This is a genomic window from Croceicoccus bisphenolivorans (assembly GCF_001634625.1).
Classification (GTDB): domain Bacteria; phylum Pseudomonadota; class Alphaproteobacteria; order Sphingomonadales; family Sphingomonadaceae; genus Croceicoccus; species Croceicoccus bisphenolivorans.
On sequence record NZ_LRSE01000008.1, the window covers coordinates 79,133 to 95,729 of the forward strand.

Genomic DNA, 16,597 nt, shown 5'->3' on the forward strand with positions numbered 1-16,597 from the left:
CTGTTCGGGTCCTCAAGCATTCCGGTTCACGTCCGGCGCGGGGCACGGGCTGCCCAGCCGTTCGAAAAAGGCATCGGCATGGGCGGCCAGCGCCGCATCCCATTCAACGGCGGACACGGTCTTGCCCAGCCGTTCCATGCTGGTGACACCGTATTCGGAAATTCCGCAAGGGACGATGCCGGTAAAATGCGACAGGTCGGGCGCGAGATTGACCGAGAAGCCGTGCATCGTCACCCAGCGGCGCACACGCACGCCGATCGCGCCGATCTTCGCTTCGCGCCCGTCGATATCGCGGGTCCAGATGCCGATGCGCCCCTCGGCCCGCCAGCCCTCCACGCCGAAGTCGGCCAGCGCGTCGATGACCCAGCCTTCCAGCGCATGGACGAAGCCGCGCACATCGCGCGCACGGCGGTTCAGGTCGACCAGAACGTAGCCGATCCGCTGGCCCGGCCCGTGATAGGTATATTCGCCGCCCCGCCCCGCCGTCACCACGTCGAAGCGCGGGTCGAGCAGGTCTGCCTGTTTCGCGCTGGTCCCCGCGGTATAGACCGGTGGATGTTCGAGCAGCCAGACGAGGTCACTCGCCGTCCCTTCGCGGATGGCGGCATTGCGCTCCTGCATGGCTTCCAGCGCCTCGCGATAGGGCACGAGTTCGCTTTCCCGCCGCCATTCGACTGCAATCGGTGCGTTTTTCGCGTCTGAAGGTGCGCTGCCTGTCATGGTCACGTTGCGTGGCGACAAACGGCGTGCCAATCAAGAGGGCATGAACCGAAACGACAACGAACCTGCTTCCCCCGCGCCCAGACCGGGCTTCGACCCCGCCCGCGCGTGGAGCGAGGCGACCGCCATGTTGAAGGCGAACAAGGCGATCCTGCCTGTGCTGGCCGGCCTGTTCTTCCTTGTGCCCCAGGTGCTGATGACCGCGCTGCTGCCCGACGTGCCCGCCAACCTTGAAGGCGAGGCCGCGACCGAAGCCGCGCTGGAGATATTCGCCGCGTGGTGGCCGCTGGTGCTGGCCATGGCCCTGTTGCAGGCAACGGGTATGCTGGCGATCATCGTCCTGCTGGCCGACCGCGCCCGCCCCACCGTGGCAGAGGCGCTGCGCAAGGCGGCGAAATCGCTGCCGGTCTATATCGCGGCGACGCTTGTGCTGGTTGCCGGTGTCGGGCTGACCGCCCTGCTGATCGCGATGCCGCTAGCCATGATCGGCGGGGAAAGCGGCGCCGCGGTTGCCATTGTGCCGATCATCGCCGCCGGCCTGTGGGTGAATGTCCGCACGCTGGTGCTGGCACCCGTCATCGCGGCGGAGCGGGAGGGCAACCCGTTCGACGCGCTGAAGCGCAGCTGGGCCATGACGACGGGACGGAGCGCGCGCATCCTGTTCTTCGTGATGATGTTCGTGCTTGCCGCGCTGGTCGTCTCTGTCGTCACCACGGCAGTGCCGGGCGCAATCCTTGTAACCACGCTGGGGCAGGAGACGGGCCGCGCCATCGTCGGCCTGATCGAAGGGTTCGTGTCCGCCGCCGTCATGCTGGCGTGGACCGCGCTGATCGTTGCAATCTACCGGCAGTTGGCGCGTTAGGGCCAACCGCCCTGCGCGTCAGGCGACGGCAACCGCCTTTTCCCGCACCGGCTCTGCCTCCACCGCGGCAACCGGCTCTGCGTCCTTCCAGCCCCAGAACAGCTTGCAGGGCAGGACATTCAGTAGTTCGAAACCGGCCGAAATCCGTGCAAAGCGCCGCGCCATGAAATCGCGCGCCTTGGCAGAGAACTGGTAGACGAGGAAAGCCCCGCCCTCGCGCAGCACATCGTAAGTCGCGTCCACGATCTGCGGGCCGACCCCTTCGGGCAGGGTCGAGAACGGCAGGCCGGACAGGACATAGTCCGCCCCGTCGTGGCCGTGATCCTTCACGATCCGCTGCACATCCGCCGCAGAGCCATGCACGGCGGTGAAGCGCGGATCGTCGATCGTGCGCTGCAGGTATTCGATGTAGAGCGGATTGGTGTCGATCACGATCAGCGCGCCGCCCGGCGGCAGGCGATCCAGCACCGGCTGGCAGAACGTACCGACGCCGGGGCCATATTCCACGAACAGGCGGCAGCGGTCCCAGTCCACAGGGTCCAGCATCTTGGCAATAGTGTAGCGCGATGACGGGATGATCGAGCCGACCATGACCGGATGTTCGACAAAACCGCGGAAGAAGACGCCCCATTGGCCCAGCTTGCCGGGCTTGTACCGCTTACCGTTCATGCCGCGCTTCTTCAACGGCGTGGCATCGCCTTGCGCCAGTTCAGGTCCTGTCATCTGCGCGAGCAACCTCTCGTTTGCACTCAAGGCGCCGATGCGTGGCAAATTGCTTACGGTATTGCAAGTCCATGACAAGACTTGTCCGGTTGCAGGTACCCGTGGCTACGGTCAAAGGATTTCGTGGACCTTATCCTGCGGACGGCACAGCCGCACGCCCTTGTCGGTTTCGACCAGCGGGCGTTCGATCAGGATCGGATCGGCATGCATCGCGGCCAGCACGGTGGCATCGTCGGCATCGGGCAGCCCGCGTTCTTCCGCATCTGTTCCGCGAATGCGCAGGCCCTGCTGCGGGGTGATGCCGGCATCCTTGTAAAGCTGCGCCAGCTTTTCGGCACCGGGCGCGGTCTTCAGGTATTCGATCACGGTAACGTCGACGCCCGGCGTCTCTTCCAGGATGGCCAGCGTCTTGCGCGATGTGCCGCACTTCGGGTTGTGCCAGATCGTGGCCTTCATTCGCTTGTCTCCGTCTTGGCGGGTTCTGGTTCGATGGCCGGCACGTCCAGCGCCGCCTCTGCCGGATCAAGGCCGGGCACGGGCAGGCTGTCCAGCCGTTCGCGGCTGCGCATGGCGCGTCCCGCACGTTCGATGGCGCGCACGATGCGCGGACCCGCGCCGCAGGGGCACAGGTTGGGAATGGCCGATGCGATATCCTCGCGCGTGGCGCGCGGGTTCTTGGCCAGCAGGGCGGCGCCGGCCATGATGAAGCCGGGCGTGCAGAAACCGCACTGCACCGCGCCTTCTGCGGCCATCGCCTGCTGCAGCGGATGCGAACGGTCGCCCGACAAAGCCTCTATCGTGGTGACGAAGCGGCCCTCCACCTCGTCCAGAGAGACGAGGCAGGAACGGATCGCCTCTCCGTCGATGATCACGGTGCAGGCCCCGCAGTCGCCGTTGCCGCAACCGTATTTCGCGCCGGTCAGGTTCGCCGCATCGCGCAGCGCCCACAGGAGCGGGGTATCCCCGTCCATCAGGAAATGCACCGGGCGGTCGTTGACGGTCAGGCGGGTCATCTTCGGCGCGCTGTCTAGGCCAAGCTCAGGCTGCCAGCAATCCCCGTCGGGTCAGGTCCGATTCCAGAGTGGACGCATCGTGGAAATGGTGGACCTGCCAGCCCAGCTTCGCCGCCGCGTCGATATTGGCGGCATTGTCGTCGATGAACAGCGTGCGCGCCGGATCGATGCCGAAGCGGCTTGCGGCAAGGTGGAAGATCGCCGGATCGGGCTTCACCAGTTTCTCCGTGCCGGAAACGACGACATCGCGGAACCGTTCGAACACCGGCTGGGTATCGCGGAACGGCTGCCAGAAGGCGTGGGCGAAGTTGGTGATGGCAAACAGCGGCATGCCTGCCGCGTCCAGACGCTCCACCAGTGAAAGGCTGCCGGGAACGGGGCCGGGAATGCTTTCGTTGAAGCGGGTGGCATAAGCCTGGATCAAGTGCGCGTATTGCGGGTACTGCGCGGTCCGCTCTGCCACCATCTCTTCCAGATCGCGGCCCGCGTCATGCTGGAAATGCCATTCCTCGGTAACGACGTTGCCGACGAACCATTCAAGCTCTTCCCGATCGTCGATCAGCTTCGCGAACAGGCACCGCAAGTCCCACCGGAACAGCACCCGCCCGACATCGAAAACCACCGATTCGATCATGGAGCCCGTTCCTTGAACTACACACACGAAAACGCCGCCCGAACGGACGGCGTCAAATCACAAATAGTCGCAACAGATTGTGCCGGATTCCGCTTTGGGGTGGAGCGAGAATGGCTGCATCCGAGAACCGGCGCGCAGCGACCTTATGGTCGTGAGCACCGGAAGCGCAGAGATGTGGCCGTTCGCAGCCCGCCCCGAAGCGGAAGGCGGTGCAATCTCAGCCCTGGCGGGCTTTGAAGCGGCGATTCGTCTTGTTGATGACGTACGTGCGGCCGCGACGGCGGATCACGCGGTTGTCGCGGTGGCGGCCCTTGAGCGACTTGAGGCTGTTGCGAATCTTCATGTTTCTTGTTCCGTTGCGCAGATCGTGGTTTGGGGGCCGCGATCACCAGATGGCGCGCATCCCTTCAAATTCAAGGCTGGGCCGTTAGGGGGAGCCGCCTGTGAAGTCAAGCGATTCACCCGCGAGATCAGGCCCCTTTCCGCACCTTGTCCCTCGGTTCAACTTTCTCCGGCGCGAATCCCCGTCAGCTTCTTTTCCCAGGCCAGCGCATGGCCGATGATTTCTTCAAGGTCGGCATGGCGGGGCTGCCACTGCGTCGTCGCCCTGATCCGGCTGTTGTCGGAAACGAGACTGGGCACATCGCCCGCGCGGCGCGGCTCTGCCCGGCGGGGGACCGGCTGGCCGACGACCTTGTCGACAGCGTCCAGCACTTCCAGCACAGAATAGCCGCGGCCATAGCCGACGTTCATCGTCAGGCTGCGTTCGGGCTGTTCCATCAGCGCCTCCAGCGCGTGGACGTGGGCATCGGCCAGATCGGATACGTGGATATAGTCGCGCACGCCCGTACCGTCGGGCGTGGGATAGTCGCTGCCGAAGACGGCCACGTGGTTGCGCTTGCCCAGCGCCGCCTCCACCGCGACCTTGATCAGGTGCGTCGCCCCCGCCGTCGACTGGCCCGAACGCGCCCGCGGATCGGCGCCCGCGACGTTGAAATAGCGCAAGACGCAATGGTTCATCGGGTGTGCGCGGCTGACATCGGCAAGAATGCGCTCGGTCATCAGTTTGCTCATGCCATAGGGGTTCACCGGCACCAGCGGATCATCCTCGGTCAGCGGCTTCAGCTCCGGCTCGCCATAGACGGTGGCGGTGGAGGAGAAGATGAAATGCTTCACCCCCGCATTCACCGCCGCTTCCATCAGGGTGCGGCTCTTGGCCGTGTTGTTCTCGTAATACTTGAGCGGATTTTCCACCGATTCGGGCACGATGATCGAACCGGCGAAGTGCAGGATCGCCTGCGTCCCCTGCTCGGCAAAGATGCGCGCCAGCAGTTCCGTATCGGCAATGTCGCCGCGATAGAGCGTCACGCCGTCGGGGATCGCCCATTCGAAGCCGGTCGACAGGTTGTCGATCACGGCCACCGGCCAGCCCTTGTCCACCAGCGCCAGAACTGCGTGGCTGCCGATGTATCCTGCACCGCCCGTAACCAGAACCGGTATCGTCATTGGACCAGAATTTCCCCGTGCCTCTAGTATCTTGCCTCCTGCCTAGCCCGATCGGGCCTGCGCGGTAAGGGGCATACGCCACCCTTCCCCCGCTTGATCCACACATATCCGGCAGCGCAATGACTTGATTTGACGCCCCTGATCGCCCAGCTTTCACCATCGTTATGCGCCGGACCTTCGGCGAGGGAGACAACATGAACGCAAGAGCGCCACTGATCGCAGCAATGGCTCTCACCCTGTCGCTGGCGCTTGGCGCTTGTGCGGCACCGACCGGCCCGGTCGAGGTTTCGCGGTTTCACGCACCGGAAAAGATGGCGCTGCTGGGCCGCGGCTCCATCGCGGTGGAAGCGGCACCGGGGATCGATGCCGATTCGCTGGAACTGGCCAGCTACCGCGCCGCCGTTGCGCGCGAGCTGGTGAAGCAGGGATATACCGAGGCGAAGGCCGGCGAAGGCAGCCAGGTCGCCGAAGTGCGCCTGCGCCGCGGATCGTTCCAGCCGATGCGCGACGGCAGCCCCGTCAGCGTGGGTGTCGGCGGGTCGACCGGCAGCTATGGATCGGGCGTTGGCGTCGGCGTCGGCATCGACTTGTCCGGCACGCCGCCGGAACAGGTGGCCACCGAACTGGCCGTCGTCATCCGCCAGCGGCTGACCGGCGAACCGCTGTGGGAAGGACGCGCGACCTTTACGGTGAAGGCAAGCTCTCCGCTGGCCGAAACGCAGCTTGCCGCGCCGCGCCTTGCCGAAGCGATGTTCGTCGATTTTCCCGGTGTGTCCGGCGAAACGTACGAAGTGAAGTAGGGAGCGGGCGCCGGCATGGAACCGAAGATCGTCATCGACGCCGCCTTCGACAGCGGCAACATCGAGGTTTCGACCGTCAAGGGGGCCGAAGCGCGCCTGACCATCCGCAAGGACAAGGACAGCGATTTCTTCCAGTGGTTTCATTTCCGCGTTTCGGGCGCGGGCGGGCGCATGCTGACGCTGAAGATCACGGGCCTTAACAAAAGCGCCTATCCCGGCGGCTGGCCCGGCTATCGCGCCTGCGTTTCGGAAGACCGCGCGGACTGGCTGCGCGCCGATACCGACTGGGATGCGCAGGAAGGCGAAGGCACGCTGACCATGCGGCACCAGCCCGCCGGCGACATCGCGTGGTTCGCCTATTTCGCGCCCTATTCGATGGAACGGCATCACGACGTGGTCAGCCGCGCGGCGCTGGCACCGCATGTCCGTCACCGCGTGCTGGGGCAAAGCGTGGACGGCCAGCCGATCGACTGCCTGATCACCGGCACGGGGGAGAAACAGGTCTGGCTCTATGCCCGCCAGCATCCCGGTGAATCGATGGCCGAATGGTGGATGGAAGGCGCGCTGGACATGCTGGCCGATGCCGCCGATCCCGTGGCGCAGGCGCTGCGCGAAAAGGCGACGTTGCACGTTGTCCCCAACTGCAACCCAGACGGATCGCTTCGCGGGCATCTTCGCACCAATGCGAAGGGCGTGAACCTCAACCGCGAGTGGAACGACCCCTGCGTCCTCAATTCACCCGAAGTACTGGCGATCCGCAACGCGATGGATGCCAGCGGCGTCGATTTCGCGATGGACGTCCACGGCGACGAGGCGATCCCGCAGGTCTTCATGGCGGGGTTCGAAGGGATACCCGGTGTGACGAAGACGCAGACGGGCGGATACGACCGCTTCCTCGCCCTGCTGCTGGCCGAAACGCCCGATTTCCAGACGAAGATGGGCTACCCCACCGCCGCGCCGGGCAAGGGCAACCTGACGATGTCCACCAATCAGGTCGCGCACCGCTTCGGCTGCGTGGCAATGACGCTGGAAATGCCGTTCAAGGACCATGACGACGCCCCCGATCAGCGCGCGGCGTGGAGCCCGCAGCGGTCGAAGGCGCTGGGCCGCGCGTGCCTTGCATCCATCGACAAGTGGCTTGGCGGAGCCGATCCGCGCGCCTGACGTCCGTGCGTTAAGGATTTGGTAGGATTTCGGGTCCATTATTTCCCAATGGCCCAGAAGATCGCCCGCGCAGTCGCCTATCCGCTCCACAACCGTGGTGAGACGGTGATGAACGTCGCACGCTTCGCGATCGTCACGGGTTCGGCGCTGGCCGTTATCATGGCCGGCCCCGGACTTCCTTTCTAAGACCGTCCTAGCCAACCCCACCCGACATTTCCGGTTTTGCAAGCAGGCGCATCGTCGGCTAACGCGCGCGGATGCCTGATACGCCCCTCGCCCTCGCGAAACGCCTGATCGCCTGCCACAGCGTGACCCCTGCCACCGGCAGTGTGTTCGACGCCCTGGAGGATATGCTCGCCCCGCTGGGGTTCGATGTTCTGCGCACCGTTGACGGCGATGCCCCCGACGGGCCGGTCGAAAACCTGCTCGCGGTGCGCAAGGGGCCTGCCGATAAGGGCCACTTCGCGTTCGCCGGCCACCTTGATGTCGTGCCGCCGGGCGAAGGGTGGAGCAGCGATGCGTTCGAACCGGAAATCCGCGGCGACCTGCTCTACGGGCGCGGCGCGGTCGACATGAAGGGTTCGATCGCCAGCATGGTGGCCGCCGTGGCCGAAATCCCCGCCGATGCCGGCACGATCAGCTTCATCATCACCGGCGACGAGGAAGGCCCCGCCCGCCACGGCACTGTCGCCATCATGGAACACATGGCCACGCGCGGCGTGAAGCCGGACTTGTGCCTTGTCGGCGAACCGACCAGCGTTCACCGGCTGGGCGACATGATGAAGATCGGCCGGCGCGGTTCGGTGAACATCTTCCTTGGCGTCAACGGTACGCAGGGGCACGTCGCCTACCCGCATCTGGCCGACAATCCCGCGCCAAAGCTGGTGCGGATGCTGGCAGAGCTGGACGCGCTGGTGCTGGACGAAGGGACCGACTGGTTCCAGCCCTCCAACCTTGAAATTACCGAGATGGTCATCGGCAATCCGGCGCACAATGTGATCCCCACGAAGGCAGAGGCGCGCATCTCCATCCGCTTCAACGACCTGCATAGCGGGGCCAGCCTGTCCGACATGGTCACGCAGATCGCCGAAAAGCACGGCGGTTGGGCGCGGCCCGTGATCAGCGGCGAACCGTTCCTGACGGAGCCGGGCGCTTTCTCCACCATGCTGGCCGACGCGATCCGCGCCGAAACCGGCGTGGAACCCGAACTGTCGACCAGCGGCGGCACGTCCGACGCGCGCTTCCTGAAAAACCTGTGTCCGGTGATCGAATTCGGCCTGAACAACGCCACGATGCACAAGCGGGACGAGGCGGTGGCGGTGGACGATCTCGACACGCTGGCCCGCATCTACAAGCGCGTGGCAGAGGCTGCTCTCGCCGGCTGACCTTGCGCAGGCGGTGCGGGGCAGGCACAAAGCCCTGTTCCCAACCGCATAAGGGTCGCTGAATGCTCCGTTTCTGGTTCGCCATCCCCCTTTGGCAGCGCGTCGTCGGCGCGCTTTTGCTGGGCGTCGCGCTCGGCCTGTTCTGGGGGCCGAAGGCGGAGAGCATCAAGTGGATCGGCGATTTCTTCATCGCGTCGATCAAGATGCTGGTCGTGCCGCTCATCTTCTTCAGCCTGGTATCGGGCGTCACCGCCATCGGCGACTTGCGCAAGTTGGGCGCGGTGGGTGGCCGCGCATTGCTGATCTTCCTTGTCACCAGCCAGTTCGCGGTGTGGCTGGGCCTGGGCCTTGGCACGATCTTCGCGCCCGGCGTGGGGCTGGACCAGAGCCGGATCGAGATGGGCGCCGTGCCCGAACCGAAGACCGAAGGGTGGCGGGAAATGATCCTGTCCATCGTGCCGACCAGTCCGGTGCAGGTCATGGCCGATGCCAATGTCCTGCCACTGATCGTCTTTGCGCTGCTGATCGGCATCGGCATCCTGATGGCGAAGGAAGAAGGCACGCCATTGGTGCGCGTGTTCGACGCAGGATCGGTCGTGATGCAGAAAGTCACGATCCTCGTCATGGAGCTTACCCCCTTCGGCGTCTTCGCGCTGATGGCGTGGGTCGCGGGCACGTTCGGGGTCGATGCGCTGGTGTCGCTGGCGAAGCTGGTCGCGCTCAATTACGGGGGCTGCTTCATCCTGATCGGGGTGGTCTATGTCGGCATCCTGAAGTTCGTTGCCAAAGTGCCGGTGGGTGCATTCTTTCGCGGGATGATCGATGCACAGGCGGTCGCCTACTCCACCGCATCGTCCAGCGCGACACTCCCGGTCACGCTGCGCTGCCTTGAACGCAATGTCGGCGTCAGCCCCTCCGTCGCCAGCTTCACGGCATCACTGGGCGCGACCATCAACATGGACGGCACCGCCATGTACCTCGGCCTTGCCACCGTGTTCGGCGCGCAGATCTTCGGTGTGCCGCTGGACATGACCGACTACCTGCTGGTGGCGGTGACGGCGACCCTCGGCTCCGTCGGCGCGGCGGGGATTCCGGGCACCGGCCTCATCATGATGACGCTGGTCTTCACCGGCGTCGGCGTGCCGCTTGAAACCATCGCCTTCGTGGCGGGCGTGGACCGGATCATGGACATGATGCGCACCGTGACGAACGTGACCAGCGACGCGACCACCGCGACGACGGTGGCGGCGCTGACGGGCGAACTGGATCGCGGGGAGCTGGTCAGCGCGGATGATGTTTGAGGGGTTTTTGTTTTAGCCCCTCAAACGCCGGGCGCGGGCCATCCGGCCCGCTTGGCTTCCTCGCATAAGCTCGGGCGGCCGTTCGGCCTTGCGGGTGTCGCTGCGCGCCCCGAGTTGCTCACGCTACCTTATTTGATGCTCAATCTTCTTTCTCGTCAGCGGCGAAGGCATACAACACTGCCCAACCGATCGCTTCAGCGACCAAGATGGCGATAGCCGCTGTGGTTTCACCGAGCAGCCACAAGGCCAAGGCCAAGACCCCACCGAGAACCAGTGTACTCGCGGCAGGGCTCAACTTCTTCACACCCGCCCCTTCGGCTTCTCCAGCACCTTCTTCCTGAACCCGCACAAATCCACCACCGGACAGCGCCAGCACTCCGGCGTCCTTGCCTTGCACACATAGCGTCCGTGCAGGATCAGCCAGTGATGCGCGCCCAGCCGGAACGGGGCGGGCACGCGTTTTTCCAGCTTCGCCTCGACCTGTTCGGGCGTCTTGCCCTTGGCCAGACCGGTACGGTTGCCGACGCGGAAGATGTGGGTGTCGACCGCGAAAGTCTCCTGCCCGAACCAGCAGTTCAGCACCACGTTCGCCGTCTTGCGCCCCACACCGGGCAGCTTGACCAGTTCCTCGCGGCTGTCCGGCACTTCACCGCCATATTCGTCGACCAGCAACTGGCTAAGCGCGATGACGTTCTTCGCCTTGGAATTGAACAGGCCGATGGTCTTGATGTGCTCGCGCAGCCCCTCCTCGCCCAGATCGAGCATCTGCTGCGGCGTCTGCACCTTGGCGAACAGCGCGCGGGTCGCCTTGTTCACGCCAACGTCGGTCGCCTGCGCCGACAAGGCCACCGCGACGACAAGCTGGTAGGCATTGCCATATTCCAGCTCGGTCTGCGGATCGGGATTGTCCTCCGCCAGCAGGCGAAAGAATTCGAAGATCTGGTCCTTGGTCATCGCCTTGGGGTCATTGCCTTGGGGTCATCGCCTGATGGATCAAAGACCCAAGACTTGCGGCATCGTGTAGCGCCCGGCGGGCTTGCCGATCAGCCAGCCCAGCCCCTTTACCGCGCCGCGCGCGAAGATCGCTCGGTTTTCGGCCAGATGCGTCAGCGCCAGCCGTTCCTCCGGCCCCGCGAAATAGACGGTGTGCTCGCCCGCAACCGTACCGCCGCGCAACGATGCAAAGCCGATTGCCCCGTCGGCGCGACTGCCGGTGATGCCGTCGCGCCCGCGTTCGGAATGGGCGGCAAGCTCGATGCCCCGCCCTTCCGCCGCCGCTTCGCCCAGCAGCAGCGCCGTGCCCGATGGCGCGTCGACCTTCATGCGGTGGTGCATCTCCACCACCTCGATATCCCAGTCGTCGCCCAGCCGCGAAGCCGCTTCGCGCACCAGATGCGCCAGCATGGTGACGCCGAGCGAGGTATTGCCGGTCTGCAGCACCGCGATACCGGCCGCCGCGCGGTCGATCGCCTCGTGATTCTCCGGCTCCAGCCCCGTCGTGCCGACCAGCACCGGAATGCCCGCCGCAATGGCCGCATCCAGCGTCGCCTGAAGCGCGGCGGGGGCGGAGAAATCGACCAGAGCATCGCTTTTCGCCGCCAGCTCGGCCACGTCACCGTGTCCGCGATCGACGCCGCCAGCGACTTCGTGCCCGCCATCGCGGATCGCCGCTGCCAGCGCGTGTCCCATGCGTCCTTCCGATCCGACGATCCCGATCCGTGCCATATCCGTCTATCCGTGCCTTTACCCTGACTTGAGGGCGTGCTTCATGGGGGACATGACAGCCAGGCGCAACGAAATCCGCAACATCGTGATCCTGACCGGCGCGGGGGTTTCCGCAGAGAGCGGGATCGACACTTTCCGCGATGGCGGCGGCCTGTGGGAACAGCACCGCGTGGAGGATGTCGCCACGCCCGAAGCCTTCGTCCGCGATCCCGAGCTCGTCCTGCGGTTCTACGACATGCGGCGCGAAGCGATCCAGACCAAGCAGCCCAACGCCGCGCACGATGCGCTGGCAAGGCTGGACCGGGAGTGGGATGCCAAAACGGGCGGCGAACTGCTCATCGTTACCCAGAACGTGGACGACCTGCACGAACGCGCGGGGGCACAACGCGTGCTCCACATGCATGGCGAACACCTCAACGCGTGGTGCACCGCCTGCGACATACGTAGCCGGTGGACCGGCACGCTGATCGACCGTCCCGGCTGCCCCCAATGCGGCGAAAAGGCGCTGCGGCCCGACGTCGTCTGGTTCGGCGAAATGCCGTACCGCATGGACGAGATTTTCGCCGCCTTGCGCAATGCGGACCTGTTCGTTTCCATCGGCACGTCGGGCGCGGTCTATCCAGCGGCGGGCTTCGTGCAGAACGCCAACGACCTTGGCGCGCGGACGCTGGAACTGAACCTTGAACGCAGCCAGGGCTCCCACTGGTTCGACGAGACGCGGCTCGGCCCTGCCGGAACCATCGTGCCGCAATGGGTGGACGAGATGCTGGAGGGCTGATCGCAAGAGCCGGGGCTGAGGCCGGGGCCGGGGTTGCGGTTGCTGCGCTGCAGCATTAAAGGCTCCGGCGTGATTCGCCCTGCACCCACCAACTGCGACACGCCTGCGCTCTCCAGCGAAGCGCCTGCCGTGCCGATGCAGACCCCCGTCCGCGCGCTGGCGCGGGCGTTGTGGGTGCTGGTGGTGTTCGCCCTGCTGGCATTGTCGCTGTCCTCCACCCGGCTTAGCGCAAACGATGCGCGTGACAACGCGAAGCCGGCGATTTCGCAACAGGATTGCGTGGTCGCTCCGTCGCGGACGGAATCGTCGGCGCGCCTTGCTCCGTTACCCAAGTGGACAGGCCGCGGGCCGGTGCGCCATGTCTCCATCCTCGTCCCGCTGGACGACGGGGAGCCTGCCACCCTGCTGTTGCCGGCATCGCCCCTGCGGCCTGCCGAACACGTTCGCCCGCCCCTGCGCGCACCGCCCTTCGCCTGAGCAACCACTGGCCGGAACCGATCCGGCCTTTCGCGTTTCTCAGCAAGGATAACCCCATGAAAGACATGAAGGAGGCCCATGCTTTGGGCCCCGACCGCGTGCGCGCGGAAGAACTGCTCGCGCGGTATGCAGGCCTGACCGAAGGCGAGCGGGCCGAACTGGTCATGCTGTTCAGGAAGAAACTATCGGCAATGGATGTGGCGATGATCGCCAGCGCCGACGATCTCGCCCCCGGCTATCGCCAGTTGAAAGCCGACCATCTCGAAAGGGTGACCCCGCGCGACTTCGTGAACGTCGCGCTGATGGTGGTGGCGCTGGCAGGGCCGGTGCTTGCCATCGCCTACTGGTACAGCTGACCCGAAATGCGCCAGGCGGGCGGACGGAGTCGCTCTTGCCGCTCGCCTGGTCTAATGTCCGTTCGTTCGAAACGGGGGCATGATGATGCAGAGTTCTGTTCGCTGGATCGTGACGGGGATTGCTGCTGCATGTGCGGTTTTGCCGTCCGGCCTTTCGGCGCAAGCCGGCTATGATGTCACCGAAGCACCCACGCCAGATGACAGCGCGAGGCGGGTCGTGAACAAGCTCTACCTCGATCTGTCAGGCATCCTGCGGCCCGGACACAAGGGACAGCCGGACAACCCGCTCTGGCCGCAACACCTGTCGCGGCGGACCGAAGCGTTGCTGAACCGGCTGGAAGCGCGCGAAGGCAGCCGCGTCTTCGATTACGACTGGCTTTGCCAGTGCACGAAGGACGAGAAATTCCGCGTTCCCGTCAGGATCATGGTGGAGGACAGCACGGATAAGAAAGCGCGACTGCGGGTAGGCATGCGCTTTCCCGGCGGCGACGTGCGGCACGTGACGCTGACCATGGTGTACGAGGACGGCTGGAAGATCGACGACATCCGTAACGAACGGGTGCGCGATTTCAGAACGGAGATCGATCACGCGATCACACGGCTGTCGCGTTAAGACCTGCCGCGTTACACGCTGTCCGAAACCTCTGTCCTACACGGCGGCGCATGGTCAATATGCGCGCCGCTCTTTCGCAATCGTTGAATATCGCAGCCCCGCCTCATCGAAGGGGCCGGCGCGCGGGTAAAGTGTAACCCGTCGCCCCCACGCAAAACCCCGCGCAAACGCGTGGTTTGCGCGGGGTTTGTCACGGGTGACAGGGTGTCACCTTTGTAACCCGAAAGTGGCTTTCGATCAGCCCACGACTTCGGCAGCGGCCAGCACCGCCAGTGTCAGCACGTCAGGCGCAATGGAAGTCATCGGAGCGATCTGCACCGGCTTTTCCATGCCGATCAGCATCGGACCGATCGTGCTGGCCCCCGCCAGTTCGCGCAGCAGCTTGGCCGACAGGTTCGCAGACTGCAGCCCCGGCATGATCAGCACGTTGGCCGGTGCCGACAGGCGGCTGAACGGATAGAGCTTCATCACCGTGGGGTTCAGCGCGGCATCGGGCGCCATCTCGCCCTCGTACTCGAAATCCACGCCTTCCTCGTCAAGGATTTGAACCGCTTCGCGCAGATTTTCCAGCCAGCGTCCCGCCGGATTACCGAACGTGGAATAGGACAGGAAAGCAACACGCGGTTCGTGGCCCAGCCGCCGTGCGACCTTGGCCGTTTCTTTAGCGATATGGGCCAGCATCTTCGCGTCGGGACGCTCGTTGATGGTCGTGTCGGCCAGGAACACGGTGTAGTTCTTGCCCACCATCAGGTGAACGCCGAAGGCCACTTCATCCGGCTTGGGATGAAGGACGAGGCTGATTTCCTTCATCGTCTGCGCGAACGGACGGGTCAGGCCCGAAATCAGCGCATCGCCCTTGTCCAGCGCCAGCAGGAGCGAGGCAAAGACGTTGCGGTCCTGGTTGACCATGCGGCGCACGTCACGTTCGGTATGGCCGCGGCGCTGCAAACGCTTGTACAGATAGTCGACCATTTCCGGGACATATGTGGAATCGGCAGAGTTCTGGATCTCGAAGCTGTCGATATCCTCTACCGCCAGTTCACGCAGCTTCTGCTTCACCTTCTCGGTCCGGCCGACAAGGATCGGCTCGCCATAACCGAAATCGCGGAACTGGATCGCGGCGCGCAGCACGACGTCCTCTTCCGCTTCGGCAAAGACGACGCGCTTGGGATTGGCCTTCGCCCGTTCGTAAACGCTGGTCAGCGCCGAAGTCGTCGGGTTCAGCCGCGCCTTCAGCTTCAGCTTGTACTCTTCCAGATCGGCAATCGGCGCCTTCGCAACGCCCGAATCCATCGCCGCCTTGGCAACAGCGGACGAAACGACTTCCATCAGGCGCGGATCGAACGGCGCGGGGATGATGTAGTCGCGCCCGAACTGGTGGTTCACACCATAGGCCACGGCCACTTCCTCCGGCACGCGTTCGCGCGCCAAAGCGGCGATTGCCTGTGCGGCGGCAACTTTCATCTCCTCGTTGATCGCCGTCGCCTGAACGTCGAGCGCGCCGCGGAAGATGAAGGGGAAGCCAAGCACGTTGTTGACCTGGTTCGGATAGTCCGATCGGCCGGTCGCGATGATCGCGTCGGGGCGAACGGCATGGGCATCGTCAGGCGTGATTTCCGGCGTGGGGTTGGCCATCGCGAAGATGATCGGCTGGTCCGCCATGCCCTTCACCCACTCCGGCTTCAGCGCACCTGCGGCTGACAGGCCAAGGAAGACGTCGGCACCGTGCAGCGCCTCTTCAAGGCTGCGCGCATCGGTCTGCACCGCATGGGCGCTCTTCCACTGGTCCACATTGTCGCGGCCCGGATAGATCGGGCCGGAACGGTCGCAGACGATCACGTTTTCGTGCCGCACGCCCAGCGCCTTGATCAGCGCGGTGCAGGCCAGCGCCGATGCGCCGGCCCCGTTCACCACCATCCGGATGTCTTCCATCTTGCGGCCGGTGAGGTGGCATGCATTGATAAGACCCGCCGCCGCGATGATCGCGGTGCCGTGCTGGTCATCGTGCATGACCGGAATGTTCATCTTGTCGCGCAGCGCCTGCTCGATGATGAAGCATTCGGGGGCGGCAATGTCTTCCAGATTGATGCCGCCGAAGCTCGGCTCCATCAGCGCAACGGCGTTGATGAAGGCTTCGGGATCTTCGGTATCAAGCTCGATATCGATGGAATCGACGTCGGCGAACCGCTTGAAGAGGACCGACTTGCCCTCCATCACCGGCTTCGACGCCAGTGCACCGAGATTGCCGAGACCGAGGATGGCCGTGCCGTTCGAAATGACGGCGACGAGGTTCGAACGCGCGGTGTACTTCGCTGCATTGGCGGGATCGGCGGCTATCGCCTCCACCGGGGCAGCCACGCCGGGCGAATAGGCAAGCGAGAGATCGCGCTGCGTCGCCATCGGCTTGGATGCGATGATCTCGATCTTACCGGGGCGGATAGTCTCGTGGTAAAAGAGCGCCTCACGCTCCGTGAACGTCACTTTGGACTTGCTGTCCTCATCTGCCAAATGGGCCTCCCATACGCAATCTGGTCAAATCA

The 16,597-nt window shown here is 64.8% G+C and carries 21 protein-coding genes; 10 read left to right on the forward strand and 11 right to left on the reverse strand.

What is annotated here, in order from left to right; genetic code table 11:
• Nucleotides 1-12: 12 nt before the first annotated feature.
• Nucleotides 13-720 carry a lipoyl(octanoyl) transferase LipB gene (gene lipB, locus A7A77_RS10445; RefSeq protein ID WP_066557375.1) on the reverse strand — a complete coding sequence of 236 codons (708 nt, stop codon included), beginning with the start codon at nucleotides 718-720 and terminating at the stop codon, nucleotides 13-15.
• A 43-nt stretch (nucleotides 721-763) separates the two neighbouring features.
• Between lipB and A7A77_RS10450 the strand changes: the two genes are divergently transcribed.
• Nucleotides 764-1,582, forward strand: a complete 819-nt coding sequence (locus A7A77_RS10450) for a hypothetical protein (protein ID WP_156500519.1) — start codon at nucleotides 764-766, stop codon at nucleotides 1,580-1,582.
• 18 nt (nucleotides 1,583-1,600) lie between these two features.
• Here A7A77_RS10450 and A7A77_RS10455 read toward each other — a convergent pair whose 3' ends face one another.
• The 6 genes from A7A77_RS10455 to galE form a co-directional block, all read right to left on the reverse strand.
• Nucleotides 1,601-2,305 (reverse strand): class I SAM-dependent methyltransferase, encoded by a 705-nt coding sequence (locus tag A7A77_RS10455; protein ID WP_066557637.1) that lies wholly within the window; start codon nucleotides 2,303-2,305, stop codon nucleotides 1,601-1,603.
• A gap of 111 nt (nucleotides 2,306-2,416) precedes the next feature.
• Nucleotides 2,417-2,761 (reverse strand): arsenate reductase family protein, encoded by a 345-nt coding sequence (locus A7A77_RS10460; RefSeq protein ID WP_066557383.1) that lies wholly within the window; start codon nucleotides 2,759-2,761, stop codon nucleotides 2,417-2,419.
• On the reverse strand, nucleotides 2,758-3,318 hold the full coding sequence (locus tag A7A77_RS10465; RefSeq protein ID WP_066557385.1) for a (2Fe-2S)-binding protein: 561 nt from the start codon (nucleotides 3,316-3,318) through the stop codon (nucleotides 2,758-2,760). The genes A7A77_RS10460 and A7A77_RS10465 overlap by 4 nt, the downstream gene beginning before the upstream one ends.
• A 25-nt stretch (nucleotides 3,319-3,343) precedes the next feature.
• The gene (locus tag A7A77_RS10470; RefSeq protein ID WP_066557387.1) at nucleotides 3,344-3,952 is read right to left on the reverse strand and encodes an HAD-IA family hydrolase; all 609 of its coding nucleotides are present in this window, start codon (nucleotides 3,950-3,952) and stop codon (nucleotides 3,344-3,346) included.
• 217 nt (nucleotides 3,953-4,169) lie between these two features.
• Nucleotides 4,170-4,295 carry a type B 50S ribosomal protein L36 gene (gene ykgO, locus A7A77_RS10475; protein WP_004210176.1) on the reverse strand — a complete coding sequence of 42 codons (126 nt, stop codon included), beginning with the start codon at nucleotides 4,293-4,295 and terminating at the stop codon, nucleotides 4,170-4,172.
• 158 nt (nucleotides 4,296-4,453) lie between these two features.
• The gene (gene galE, locus A7A77_RS10480; protein ID WP_066557388.1) at nucleotides 4,454-5,458 is read right to left on the reverse strand and encodes a UDP-glucose 4-epimerase GalE; all 1,005 of its coding nucleotides are present in this window, start codon (nucleotides 5,456-5,458) and stop codon (nucleotides 4,454-4,456) included.
• A gap of 194 nt (nucleotides 5,459-5,652) precedes the next feature.
• Between galE and A7A77_RS10485 the strand changes: the two genes are divergently transcribed.
• The 5 genes from A7A77_RS10485 to A7A77_RS10500 all read left to right on the forward strand — a co-directional run bounded on the left by A7A77_RS10485 (nucleotide 5,653) and on the right by A7A77_RS10500 (nucleotide 10,108).
• On the forward strand, nucleotides 5,653-6,258 hold the full coding sequence (locus A7A77_RS10485; RefSeq protein WP_066557646.1) for a DUF4136 domain-containing protein: 606 nt from the start codon (nucleotides 5,653-5,655) through the stop codon (nucleotides 6,256-6,258).
• Nucleotides 6,259-6,273: 15 nt separating this feature from the next.
• Nucleotides 6,274-7,422 carry a M14 family metallopeptidase gene (locus tag A7A77_RS10490; RefSeq protein ID WP_066557390.1) on the forward strand — a complete coding sequence of 383 codons (1,149 nt, stop codon included), beginning with the start codon at nucleotides 6,274-6,276 and terminating at the stop codon, nucleotides 7,420-7,422.
• A 48-nt stretch (nucleotides 7,423-7,470) separates the two neighbouring features.
• Nucleotides 7,471-7,608, forward strand: a complete 138-nt coding sequence (locus tag A7A77_RS17870) for a hypothetical protein (RefSeq protein ID WP_156500520.1) — start codon at nucleotides 7,471-7,473, stop codon at nucleotides 7,606-7,608.
• Between the two features lie 71 nt (nucleotides 7,609-7,679).
• Nucleotides 7,680-8,807: a succinyl-diaminopimelate desuccinylase gene (dapE, locus tag A7A77_RS10495; protein WP_066557392.1), complete on the forward strand. Its 1,128-nt coding sequence runs from the start codon at nucleotides 7,680-7,682 to the stop codon at nucleotides 8,805-8,807.
• A 62-nt stretch (nucleotides 8,808-8,869) separates the two neighbouring features.
• Nucleotides 8,870-10,108 (forward strand): dicarboxylate/amino acid:cation symporter, encoded by a 1,239-nt coding sequence (locus tag A7A77_RS10500; RefSeq protein ID WP_066557396.1) that lies wholly within the window; start codon nucleotides 8,870-8,872, stop codon nucleotides 10,106-10,108.
• Nucleotides 10,109-10,247: 139 nt separating this feature from the next.
• Here the strand turns inward: A7A77_RS10500 and A7A77_RS17875 are convergent, their stop codons facing one another.
• Genes A7A77_RS17875 through dapB form a run of 3 tightly spaced genes read right to left on the reverse strand, consistent with a single transcriptional unit; the run spans nucleotide 10,248 to nucleotide 11,833 of the window.
• A complete protein-coding gene (locus tag A7A77_RS17875; RefSeq protein ID WP_172799887.1) occupies nucleotides 10,248-10,412 on the reverse strand; it encodes a hypothetical protein in 165 nt (54 codons plus the stop codon).
• Nucleotides 10,409-11,062 (reverse strand): endonuclease III, encoded by a 654-nt coding sequence (gene nth, locus A7A77_RS10505; protein ID WP_066557400.1) that lies wholly within the window; start codon nucleotides 11,060-11,062, stop codon nucleotides 10,409-10,411. The genes A7A77_RS17875 and nth overlap by 4 nt, the downstream gene beginning before the upstream one ends.
• A gap of 39 nt (nucleotides 11,063-11,101) precedes the next feature.
• A complete protein-coding gene (dapB, locus tag A7A77_RS10510) occupies nucleotides 11,102-11,833 on the reverse strand; it encodes a 4-hydroxy-tetrahydrodipicolinate reductase (protein ID WP_066557402.1) in 732 nt (243 codons plus the stop codon).
• A gap of 43 nt (nucleotides 11,834-11,876) precedes the next feature.
• On the opposite strand from dapB, the gene A7A77_RS10515 reads away from it, so the two are divergent.
• The 4 genes from A7A77_RS10515 to A7A77_RS10530 all read left to right on the forward strand — a co-directional run bounded on the left by A7A77_RS10515 (nucleotide 11,877) and on the right by A7A77_RS10530 (nucleotide 14,057).
• Nucleotides 11,877-12,611, forward strand: coding sequence for an NAD-dependent deacylase (locus tag A7A77_RS10515; RefSeq protein WP_082836054.1), 735 nt, complete (start codon nucleotides 11,877-11,879; stop codon nucleotides 12,609-12,611).
• A 69-nt stretch (nucleotides 12,612-12,680) separates the two neighbouring features.
• Entirely contained in the window at nucleotides 12,681-13,088 is a 408-nt protein-coding gene (locus A7A77_RS10520) for a hypothetical protein (protein ID WP_066557407.1), read from the forward strand.
• Nucleotides 13,089-13,144: 56 nt separating this feature from the next.
• Nucleotides 13,145-13,444: a hypothetical protein gene (locus A7A77_RS10525; protein WP_066557409.1), complete on the forward strand. Its 300-nt coding sequence runs from the start codon at nucleotides 13,145-13,147 to the stop codon at nucleotides 13,442-13,444.
• An 85-nt stretch (nucleotides 13,445-13,529) separates the two neighbouring features.
• Nucleotides 13,530-14,057: a hypothetical protein gene (locus A7A77_RS10530; protein ID WP_156500522.1), complete on the forward strand. Its 528-nt coding sequence runs from the start codon at nucleotides 13,530-13,532 to the stop codon at nucleotides 14,055-14,057.
• A gap of 237 nt (nucleotides 14,058-14,294) precedes the next feature.
• Here A7A77_RS10530 and A7A77_RS10535 read toward each other — a convergent pair whose 3' ends face one another.
• The gene (locus tag A7A77_RS10535; RefSeq protein WP_066557414.1) at nucleotides 14,295-16,565 is read right to left on the reverse strand and encodes an NADP-dependent malic enzyme; all 2,271 of its coding nucleotides are present in this window, start codon (nucleotides 16,563-16,565) and stop codon (nucleotides 14,295-14,297) included.
• Between the last annotated feature and the right edge of the window lie 32 nt (nucleotides 16,566-16,597).